The following is a 6893-nucleotide window of genomic DNA, read 5'->3' as shown; positions in this document are numbered from 1 at the left end:
CTGGCTCGTCCAGATCCTCGAACGGATGGTGCACGGGCAGGGCACCAGTGAGGATGTCGAGACGATGCTCGACATCTGCGACAACATCCTGGGCCGTTCCTTCTGTCCGCTCGGTGACGGCGCGACGAGCCCGATCACCAGTGGCATCAAGTACTTCCGCCAGGAGTTCCTGGACCTGATCGCCGAACAGCCCGCGGTCCCGCGTCCAGAGCAACTCGTCGGCATGACTGCATGATGTAGTCGAGAAGTCGGCTATGCACCAGGTGGCAGCCGGTGGGGCGTTTGAGCACGTAGGCGCCCGTTGGTCGAGCCAGTGGCGGTGTCAGGGGGCACCGCAGCGTTCGCGCGCAGCGCCCCCATGGGCTTGCCCATCCAAGTGGGTCCACCCTCGATATCGAATCCATTGTGGAGCTGGTGGCAGTGTCAATGGCAATGACGGGCTCGCGTCGAGAGAAGGAGACCAAGACTCACCCGCGACGCCGCGTCACCATCGACCGAGCACCGTCGAGGCAATGACCGAGCATTGCCTTCCGCCTCATCGAACGGGCGGAAGTCCTCGAGCTGACGATTTCCGCGGAGGCGTTCGTGTTCTCGCCGGCGCCGGACTGCTGCATCTCATTACGGAGCGTGTGATGCTGGGACACCTGTTCCGGCGTAAGGGCTCGAACCAGCAGCACGGCGTTCGAGGAACACCGTGTCGCGCCAGCGTCCGTCGCGCTCGCCGATTCGTTCGCGCACGCCGACGGTGCGGTAGCCGGCGGAGTGGTGCAGGGCGAGGGACGCGCGGTTCTCGGGGAAGATTGCCGTCTGCAGGGTCCAGAGGCCGGCGTCGTCAGCGCCGCAGACCTGGCGGTGGATGAGCGCCTTCCCGATACCGCGGCCGCGTTGTCCGTCGCCGACGTAGATCGAGGACTCGGCGACGCCGGCGTAGACGGGGCGCGCGGACACCGGGCTCAGCGCCGTCCAGCCGACAACGTCGCCGTCGATCTCGGCGACCCAGCGGTGGTCGGGCAGCCAGGCGCGGTCGAGGTGGCGGCGGTCCGGGACCTCGGTCTCGAACGTGGCGTCGGCGGTGGCGATGCCCTCGCCGTAGATGCGGCGGACGTCGACCCAGTCCGTGTCGGTCATGGCGCGGACGGTGACGTCGGTCGGGAGGTCTTCGGGGCAGCACGGACGGGGCGCGAGCAGTCCCATGACGATGTCGGCGGCGTGGGGCAGGCCGGTGCAGCACGAAGGATCGACGGCGACGAGGGTGGCGTTGCCGTCGCGGCGCACGGTCACGAACCCGACGTCGGCCAGCTTGCGGACGTGGTGCGAGCAGGTCGACTGGCTGATGCCCAGCAGGCTGGCGAGGTCGCCGACGGTGATCTCGCGCCCGCCGGCGGCCACAGCATGCAGGAGCCGGACGCGGGTGGCATCGGCCAGGCAGGCGAACCACTCGGCGTAGACCCTGGCGTCGCCCGGTCCGAGCTGGCCCGGTGTGGTCGTCGAGACGTCGGTGATCGACAGTTCGGCTCGTCCGGTCTTGACGCTCATACCGCCATTATCGACGTCCATCGATGGTTGCGTCAATCGATCGACGTCGATACAGTCCGTGGCGGAATATCGATGAACGTCGATGAAGGTGGGACGTCGTGGGCGAGACAGAGTTGCCGGTCGTGGTGGTCGGCGCGGGGCCGGTCGGGCTGGCCGCTGCTGCGAGGCTTGTCGAGCGGGATCTGCCGGTGCTGGTGCTGGAGGCCGGTCCGGGTGCGGGGACGAGCGTGGGGCAGTGGCATCACGTCCGGCTGTTCTCCCGGTGGGCCGAGCTGGTCGACCCGGCGGCGGAGAAGTTGCTGGCACGCTCGGGGTGGACGGCGCCGGACCCGGAGCAGTACCCGACCGGCCACGAGTGGGCCGAGAGCTACCTCGAGCCGCTGGCGCGGGTGTTGGGGGAGCGGGTGCGGTTCGGCGCCCGAGTGGTCGGGGTCGCGCGCCGGGGTCGTGACCGGGTCGTGGACGCCGGTCGCGAGAGCGAGCCGCTGACTGTGCACGTGCTCGGAGTCGACGGCGCCGAGCAGCGGGTCGCGGCACGGGTCCTCATCGATGCCTCCGGTACGTGGACTGGCCCGAACCCGCTGGGTGCCGACGGTCTGGCGGCAGTCGGGGAGGCGCGGGCGACGGACCGGATCGTCTACCAGGTGCCCGACCTGGCCGACCCGGCCGTACGAGCCCGCTACGCGGGTCGTCGGATCGCCGTGGCGGGAAGCGGGCACTCTGCGCTGACCGCGCTGGTCGCGTTCGCGGAGCTGGCCGCGGAGGAGCCGGGCACGCACGTGGACTGGCTGCTGCGCCGCGGGCAGGTAGGCGACACGTTCGGGGGTGGGGAGGCCGATGAGCTCCCGGCGCGGGGTGCACTGGGCAGTCGGGCCGCGCAGGCGGTGGCGGCCGGCCACATCAGCACGGTGGCCGGGTTCCGCACCGCGAGCGTAGAGACGGTCGAAGGAGGCCTGGTCCTGGTCGGCGATGACGGCCGCCGGCTCGACCCGGTCGCCGAGGTCATCGTGGTGACCGGGTTCCGCCCGGACCTGTCATGGCTCTCGGAGCTGCGGCTGGATCTCGACCCGGTGCTGCAGGCGCCGCGGGCGCTGGCCCCGCTGATCGACCCGAACGTCCACTCGTGCGGAACTGTCTACCCCCACGGGGCACGGGAGCTGGCGCAGCCCGAGCCGGGGGTCTTCCTGGTCGGGATGAAGAGCTACGGGCGGGCGCCGACCTTCCTGGCCATGACCGGCTACGAACAAGTCCGGTCGGTCGTGGCGGCGATCGATGGCGACCAGGCCGCGGCCGAGCGCGTCGAGCTGGTCCTCCCGGACACCGGGGTCTGCGGCGGCGCCGGGGTGTTCGACGACCCGGACGCCGCGGCGGAAGGCCAATGCTGCGGAGCGCCGGCCCAGCCTGTCAGCCTGTCCATCGGACACCCACAGGACTGATCCGGGAGGAGCGAGCGTGCAGCAGACGAGCGCCGAGCCGCTGACCACCGGCGGACTGCGGCGGGTGCTCGCCGTGCTCTGCGTGACCGAGATCGTCAGCTGGGGCGTGCTCTACTACGCCTTCCCGGTCCTGGCCCCGTCGATCTCGACGGACACCGGCTGGCCGATCTCGACGATCACCGCGGCGTTCTCCGCCGGGCTGGTGGTGTCCGCGCTGGCCGGTATCTGGTCGGGGCGGCTGCTCGACCGGATCGGCCCCCGGCCGGTGATGACGGTCGGCTCGCTGCTGGCGCTACCCGCCGCCCTCGGGATCGCCTGGGCACCGACGCTCCCGCTCTTCTTCGCCGCGTGGGTGCTGGCCGGGTTCGCGATGGCAGGCACTCTCTACCCGCCGGCCTTCGCCGCCCTGACTCGCTGGTGGGGCCCGCGCCGAGTCCGCGCACTGACGATCCTGACGCTGTTGGCCGGGCTCGCCAGCACGATCTTCGCGCCGCTCACCGCCGCGTTGTCGGGACACCTGGGCTGGCGGCACACCTACGTCGTGCTCGCTGTGGTCCTGGCCGTGGTCACCATCCCCGGGCACGTGGTCGGACTTCGCGGCCGCTGGCCCGATCCCGATGCCGCCGACGCGGAGCTCGACAAGGACGGCGTCCCCGCTGCTGAGGCGCCGCGCGAGGTGGCGCGCAGCGGCGCCTTCCTGCTGCTGGTCGCTGCCATTGCGCTCGGCACGTTCAGCGCGTTCGCCGTTGTGGTCAACCAGGTGCCGCTACTGATCGAGCGCGGCCTGTCGACGTCCACCGCGGCATGGGCACTCGGCCTCGGCGGGCTCGGCCAAGTACTTGGACGGCTGTTCTACGGACGGCTCGACCGGACACTCAGCGTCAGGGCGCGAGGCGTGACAATCCTGGCGATGTCGGCGTTGGCGACAGCCCTGCTCGCCCTGGTGCCGGGTCCGGCTGGCCTCCTGATCGCTGTTGCGATGCTCGCCGGCGCGGCGCGGGGGATCTTCACGTTGTTGCAGGCGACCGCGATCAGCGACCGTTGGGGTGCCGCCCACTACGGCCGGCTGAACGGGTTGCTGTCCGCACCCTCGATGATCGCCACGGCGATCTCGCCCTGGGCGGGCGCGGCGCTCGCGGTGGCGTTCGGCGGCTACACGGCAGTGTTCTGGCTCCTCGCGGCCATCGCGGCCGCAGGAGCCGTGCTGGCAGTCGGATCGGTTCCCGCGTCGAGACTGCCGGCTGCGGCTGACGTCGGTCAGGACGTTCGACCTGATTGATGAGTTGTCCCCGTCACTCGATCATGGGTTGTGGCCATGCTTCGATATCCATGAAGATAGATGGGTGTCGAAGTCAATGCCATTGGAGGCGCCGCCGGTGAGCGGCCCGGTCCCGCTGAGCGCCGACGAAGCGACCACGCTCGCGGCCGCGTTCAAGGCGCTCGGTGACCCGGTCCGGCTCCGTCTCGTCTCCCTGATCGCGGCGCACGAGGGCGGCGAAGCCTGTGTGTGCGACCTGACCGGGGCATTCGAGGTGACAGGTCCGACGATCAGCCACCACCTCAAGGTGCTGCGCACGGCCGGGCTGATCGCCGGTGAGCGTCGCGGCACCTGGATCTACTACCGCGTCGTGCCCGACGTCATCCGGCACCTCGCCGACGTCCTCATCCCCACCTCGACGCCGCTGGCCAGCTGCTGCACGCCCGACGAAAGTGACAACCCCGAATGAGCGCCACCCCCGAGACCACCTCCGACCCCGCATCGGATCCTGCAGTCGCGAAGCGTCTGTCCACCCTCGACCGCTTCCTGCCCGTCTGGATCATCGCCGCGATGGTCGTCGGCCTCGGCGCCGGTCGTCTGATCCCGGGGCTCGGCTCGGCCCTCGACGCCATCGCTGTCGACGGTGTCTCGCTGCCGATCGCCCTCGGCCTGCTGATCATGATGTATCCCGTGCTGGCCAAGGTCCGCTACGACCGTCTCGGCACCGTCACCGGCGATCGCCGCCTGCTGATCACCTCGCTGGTCCTGAACTGGATCATCGGCCCTGCGGTGATGTTCGCGTTGGCCTGGCTCATGCTGCCCGACCTTCCGGAGTACCGGACCGGCCTGATCATCGTCGGACTCGCGCGGTGCATCGCCATGGTCATCATCTGGAACGACCTCGCCTGCGGCGACCGCGAAGCCGCCGCCGTCCTGGTCGCGATCAACTCCGTGTTCCAGGTCATCGCGTTCGCCGGGCTCGGCTGGTTCTACCTGTCGGTGCTCCCGGGATGGCTGGGCCTCCCACAGGCCGACCTCGACGTCTCCGCCTGGCAGATCGCCCGCTCGGTGCTGATCTTCCTCGGTATCCCGCTCGTGGCCGGCTACCTGACCCGCAGGTTCGGGGAGAAGGCCAAGGGCCGCGCCTGGTACGAGGAGAAGTTCATTCCGAGGATCGGCCCGTTCGCACTCTACGGGCTGCTCTTCACGATCATCATCCTCTTCGCGCTGCAGGGCGACGCGATCACCTCGCGGCCGCTCGACGTCGCCCGGATCGCGCTGCCGCTGCTCGTCTACTTCGCCGTGATGTGGTTCGGCTCCCTGGGCCTGGCCAAGCTCGTCGGCCTGCACTACGAGCGCTCCGCGACGCTCGCCTTCACCGCCGCGGGCAACAACTTCGAGCTCGCCATCGCCGTCGCGATCGCCACGTTCGGCGTCACGTCCGGCCAGGCCCTCGCCGGGGTCGTCGGACCGCTGATCGAGGTCCCGGTGCTCGTCGCCCTGGTGTACGTCTCGCTCGCGCTGCGGCGCCGCTGGTGGCCGACGCGGGCCGGCGCGGACCGCTGACCCACTTGGTCGAGGAGGCCCCGATGCCCGATGTTCCTGAGGTCCTGTTCGTCTGCGTCCACAACGCCGGACGGTCGCAGATGGCCGCAGCGCTGCTCCAGCACCATGCTCACGGCGCTGTCACCGTCCGCTCCGCGGGCTCGACACCTGCCGACGAGGTCAACCCCGCTGTCCGTGAGGTCATGGCCGAGATCGGCATCGACCTGTCGCACGCTGTCCCCAAGAAGCTCACCACAGACGCCGTCCAAGCCTCCGACGTCGTGATCACGATGGGCTGTGGCGACGCCTGCCCGGTCTTCCCGGGTAAGCGCTACCTCGACTGGGAACTCACCGACCCCGCCGGCAAGCCGGTCGACGAGGTGCGCCCGATCCGGGACGACATCGACCGCCGCGTCCGCGAGCTGCTGGCTGAGCTCACCGCACAGACGGGCACCTCGTGACCCAGCGAAAGCCGTCCGTCCTGTTCGTGTGTGTCCGCAACGGTGGCAAATCCCAGATGGCCGCCGGCCTGATGCGCCAGGCCGCAGGTGACGCGGTCGAGGTCCATTCTGCCGGAACCGATCCCGGCGAGAAGATCAACGCACTCTCAGCGGAAACGCTGGCCGAGGCCGGCGCGGACATGACGGGGGAGACTCCCAAGTCGATCGATCCCGGGCTCATCCGCCGCGTCGACCTGATCGTCACTCTCGGCCGCGATGCCCGAGTCGAGGTCCCCGAGGGCGTCGAGCTGCGCAACTGGGACACGGACGAGCCGTCCGAGCGCGGCATCGAAGGGATCGAGCGCATGCGCCTGGTCCGCGACGACATCGCCCGCCGCGTGGAGGCGCTGCATTCAGAACTCACCGCGCGGAACTGAGCGGCCCGGGGGTGCACGACCAGTCGCACGGGATCGCCTGCGTCTGCACTCCTGGCCGCGCGGCCGGGCAACGGATGATCGGCGCCAATCGGGTCTTGTCACGGCGGTCGGGGCCACGCTGCCGGAGCGGCTTGCCAGCGCTGAAGCAGCAGCCGGCCCTGGGTCCGGGCGCTGCTGCACTCGGTGTACGACCAACCCGACGCCGTCTCAGTGCACGCCCAGTTCGACCGGATCCTCGTCG

8 protein-coding genes are annotated in these 6893 nt (G+C 70.2%); 7 read left to right on the top strand and 1 reads right to left on the bottom strand.

Annotated elements, in window-relative coordinates; all coding sequences use genetic code 11:
• Positions 1-235: NADH-ubiquinone oxidoreductase-F iron-sulfur binding region domain-containing protein (locus TOK_RS13380; protein WP_305775562.1), on the top strand; the 235-nt coding region annotated here is incomplete at its 5' end.
• 383 nt (positions 236-618) lie between these two features.
• Here the strand turns inward: TOK_RS13380 and TOK_RS13375 are convergent.
• Complete coding sequence (locus tag TOK_RS13375) at positions 619-1536, bottom strand: metalloregulator ArsR/SmtB family transcription factor (RefSeq protein ID WP_098958180.1); 918 nt, start codon at positions 1534-1536, stop codon at positions 619-621.
• Between the two features lie 98 nt (positions 1537-1634).
• Between TOK_RS13375 and TOK_RS13370 the strand changes: the two genes are divergently transcribed.
• The 6 genes from TOK_RS13370 to TOK_RS13345 all read left to right on the top strand — a co-directional run bounded on the left by TOK_RS13370 (position 1635) and on the right by TOK_RS13345 (position 6652).
• Positions 1635-2972 carry an FAD-dependent oxidoreductase gene (locus TOK_RS13370; protein ID WP_098958179.1) on the top strand — a complete coding sequence of 446 codons (1338 nt, stop codon included), beginning with the start codon at positions 1635-1637 and terminating at the stop codon, positions 2970-2972.
• A gap of 16 nt (positions 2973-2988) precedes the next feature.
• A complete protein-coding gene (locus TOK_RS13365; RefSeq protein ID WP_098958178.1) occupies positions 2989-4251 on the top strand; it encodes an MFS transporter in 1263 nt (420 codons plus the stop codon).
• A gap of 76 nt (positions 4252-4327) precedes the next feature.
• On the top strand, positions 4328-4699 hold the full coding sequence (locus TOK_RS13360) for a helix-turn-helix transcriptional regulator (protein WP_098958177.1): 372 nt from the start codon (positions 4328-4330) through the stop codon (positions 4697-4699).
• Entirely contained in the window at positions 4696-5796 is a 1101-nt protein-coding gene (gene arsB, locus TOK_RS13355) for an ACR3 family arsenite efflux transporter (protein WP_098958176.1), read from the top strand. Before TOK_RS13360 ends, arsB begins: the two co-directional genes overlap by 4 nt.
• 23 nt (positions 5797-5819) lie before the next feature.
• Positions 5820-6236 carry an arsenate reductase ArsC gene (locus tag TOK_RS13350; protein WP_098958187.1) on the top strand — a complete coding sequence of 139 codons (417 nt, stop codon included), beginning with the start codon at positions 5820-5822 and terminating at the stop codon, positions 6234-6236.
• Entirely contained in the window at positions 6233-6652 is a 420-nt protein-coding gene (locus tag TOK_RS13345; RefSeq protein ID WP_098958175.1) for a low molecular weight phosphatase family protein, read from the top strand. Before TOK_RS13350 ends, TOK_RS13345 begins: the two co-directional genes overlap by 4 nt.
• Positions 6653-6893: the final 241 nt, after the last annotated feature.

The sequence above is a fragment of the Pseudonocardia sp. N23 genome, assembly GCF_002583555.1.
Lineage (GTDB): Bacteria > Actinomycetota > Actinomycetes > Mycobacteriales > Pseudonocardiaceae > Pseudonocardia.
The sequence above is the reverse complement of the archived record's forward strand: the minus strand, read 5'-3'. Positions and strand labels throughout refer to the sequence as shown.

Bases quoted from the DNA above. Each gene is read 5' to 3' on its own strand.
- TOK_RS13375 (WP_098958180.1), bottom strand. From the start codon at position 1,536: ATGAGCGTCAAGACCGGACGAGCCGAACTGTCGATCACCGACGTCTCG.
- TOK_RS13350 (WP_098958187.1), top strand. From the start codon at position 5,820: ATGCCCGATGTTCCTGAGGTCCTGTTCGTCTGCGTCCACAACGCCGGA.
- TOK_RS13360 (WP_098958177.1), top strand. From the start codon at position 4,328: ATGCCATTGGAGGCGCCGCCGGTGAGCGGCCCGGTCCCGCTGAGCGCC.
- arsB (WP_098958176.1), top strand. From the start codon at position 4,696: ATGAGCGCCACCCCCGAGACCACCTCCGACCCCGCATCGGATCCTGCA.